This window comes from Komagataeibacter kakiaceti JCM 25156 (genome assembly GCF_000613305.1).
This window is the reverse complement of record NZ_BAIO01000295.1, coordinates 1-2959: the sequence shown is the minus strand read 5'-3', so window position 1 is coordinate 2959 and position 2959 is coordinate 1. Positions and strand designations below refer to the sequence as shown.

Genomic DNA, 2959 nt, shown 5'->3' with positions numbered 1-2959 from the left:
CGGATCAGTTCCGCGCCGTCGATTTCCGACGTACCGCCGATTTCCCCGATCATGACGATGGAATGGGTGTCCGGATCCGCGATCATGCGCTCCAGCACATCGGTAAAGTCCATGCCCTTGACCGGATCGCCGCCAATCCCGACGCAGGTGCTCTGCCCCTGGCCGATGGCGGTGGTCTGGGCCACGGCTTCATATGTCAGGGTGCCGGAGCGCGAGACGATGCCACATGCCCCCGGCGGTGGATGGGGCCGGGCATGATGCCGATCTTGCATTCATCGGGCGTGATGATGCCCGGACAGTTCGGGCCGATCAGCAGGCTGTCAGACTGCTCCAGGGCAGCGCGCACGCGCACCATGTCCTGCACCGGGATCCCTTCGGTAATGCACACGATCAGCGGGATTCCGGCGGCGATGGCCTCCAGAATGGCGTCGGCGGCCCCCACGGGCGGCACGTAGATGACGGAGGCTTCGGCCCCCGTGGCCTCACGCGCCTGGGCCACGGTGTCGAAGACCGGCAGGCCAAGGTGCAGGCTGCCCCCCTTGCCGGGGGTGACGCCGCCGACCATGCGGGTGCCGTAGGCAATGGCCTGCTCGGTGTGGAAGGTGCCCTGCGCGCCGGTAAAGCCCTGCGTGATCACCTTGGTGGAACGGTTGACGAGAATGGACATTCACTCAGGCTCCGGCATTACGGACGGCGGTTACGATCTTGCGGGCGGCGTCGCCCAGATCGTCGGCGGGGATGATTGTCAGGCCGGATTCAGCCAGCAGCGCCTTGCCGCGTTCGACATTCGTGCCCGCCAGTCGGACCACCAGCGGCACGCTCAGCCCGGTTTCGTGCGAGGCGGCGATGATGGCCTCCGCGATCACATCGCAGCGCATGATGCCGCCGAAGATGTTGACGAGAATGCCACGCACCTTGGGGTCGCCGATCAGGATGCGGAAGGCGGCCGCCACCCGCTCCTTTGACGCGCCACCGCCGACATCGAGGAAGTTGGCGGGCTCCTCGCCCTCCATCTTGATGATGTCCATCGTCGCCATGGCCAGGCCCGCGCCATTGACCATGCAGCCGATGTTGCCATCCAGCCCCACATAGGCCAGCCCGTATTCGGCGGCCTCGCGCTCGCGGGGGTCTTCCTCGTGCTCGTCGCGCAGGTTCGCCACCTCGGGGTGGCGGAACAGGGCGTTGTCGTCGAACGACATCTTGGCGTCGAGCGCCAGCAGGTCGCCCGCCTCGGTCACGACCAGCGGGTTGATTTCCACGATCGCGGCGTCAAGGTCGGTAAAGGCGGTGTAGGCGGCGCGCACCACGTTCTGGAACGCGCGGATTTCGCGGCCCTTCAGCCCGAGGCGCACGGCCAGCCCACGGGACTGGTAATCGCACAGGCCCTTCGCGGGGTCGATGTATTCCTTGAAGATGCGATCGGGCGTACGGGCGGCCACTTCCTCGATTTCCATGCCACCATCGGGCGAGGCGACGATGACCAGACGCCCGGTGGAACGGTCCACCAGCAGGGAAAGATACAGCTCGCGCGCAATGTCGCAGCCGGATTCGACATACAGCGTGCGGACAAGGCGGCCCATCGGCCCGGTCTGCTGCGTGACCAGCACCTGACCCAGCATGGCGTCCGCCGCGTCCGTGACCTCATCGATGCTGCGGGCCAGACGTACGCCGCCCTTGCCTTCGGGCCGGCCGGCGAAATGTCCGGCGCCCCGCCCCCCGGCGTGAATTTGTGCCTTGACCACGGTAACCGGCGCACCAAGTGCGCGGGCGGCCGTTACGGCTTCATCCGTGGTGGTGGCAGCACGTCCTTCAGGCACGGGCATGCCGTAGGAGCGCAGCAGCGCCTTTGCCTGATATTCGTGAATGTTCATATGGCGACCCAATCTGTCTTTCTTATTGGCGGTGTCGGGCAACGCCCCTAGCACGATATGGGACCGCTGTGACAGGGGGAGAGCGCGCGGGATTGGCGTAAACGTGAAACATGTGTCATGTCCTCCCTGGCAAAGGCGCGTGCCCGATGCCGTTACGGAGAACATGCAGAAGACAGGTCGCGATGAAACACTGGCGCATTGAACAGATGAACTGGGACCGTTTCGACCCGCAGCGGGTGGACCCTGATATCATCCCCTTGGTCAAGGCCGCTTCGGTCGTTGAGCGCAACAGCCTTGATTATGCCCGTTACCTGAAGAACGTGTTCGCCGATGACCCTGATTTCAGTCAGGCGGCGGATAACTGGGCGCAGGAGGAGGTCCAGCATGGCGACGCGCTGGGCCGGTGGGCGATGCTGGCCGATCCGTCATGGGATTATATGGCGGCGTTCAGGCGTTACCGGCAGTCCTACCGGCTGGATGTGGACGTGGATGCCTCCATCCGCGGTTCCCGCACGGGGGAACTGATCGCGCGCTGCATGGTGGAAACCGGAACCTCGTCCTTCTATACCGCCCTGGCCGACGCCACGCGTGAGCCGTTGCTGGAGGCGATATGCAGGCAGATCGCGGCGGATGAATACCGTCATTTCAAGCTGTTCTACGATCATATGCAACGCTACCTGCGCCGGGAGCATCTGGGGGTATGGCAGCGCACCCGTATCGCCATGGGCCGTGTCACGGAAAGCGAGGATGACGAACTCGCCTCCGCCTTCCATACGACGAACGAACCCCCCGGCATGGCCTATGACCACAGGCGCTGCATCGCGGGCTATATGTCGCGCGCGCTGCGTTTTTACCAGCCGCGCCATGCCGCGCGGGTCACGGGCATGATTCTCAAGACAATCGGCTGGACCCCGCATGGGCGGCTGCATGCCCTGCTGGCGGCGGGGATGTACCGCCTGCTCCAGATGCGCCAGCGCAAATTCGCCCGGCTCACGGCCGCCACGGCCTGATGGTGTCACCCCCTTGATGACAGGAACGAAGACGGACAGGATGACGGTTCAGTATATAAAAACGCACGCGGCCGGGCT

2 protein-coding genes and 1 pseudogene are annotated in these 2959 nt (G+C 64.8%); 1 reads left to right on the top strand and 2 read right to left on the bottom strand.

Features of this window, described 5'->3' with window-relative positions:
• Positions 1-667: pseudogene (gene sucD / locus JCM25156_RS24160) on the bottom strand (succinate--CoA ligase subunit alpha); the annotation flags it as partial.
• A gap of 4 nt (positions 668-671) precedes the next feature.
• Complete coding sequence (sucC, locus tag JCM25156_RS12595; RefSeq protein ID WP_025813358.1) at positions 672-1871, bottom strand: ADP-forming succinate--CoA ligase subunit beta; 1200 nt, start codon at positions 1869-1871, stop codon at positions 672-674.
• A 182-nt stretch (positions 1872-2053) separates the two neighbouring features.
• On the opposite strand from sucC, the gene JCM25156_RS12590 reads away from it, so the two are divergent.
• The gene (locus tag JCM25156_RS12590; RefSeq protein WP_025813357.1) at positions 2054-2881 is read left to right on the top strand and encodes an acyl-ACP desaturase; all 828 of its coding nucleotides are present in this window, start codon (positions 2054-2056) and stop codon (positions 2879-2881) included.
• Positions 2882-2959 lie beyond the last annotated feature (78 nt).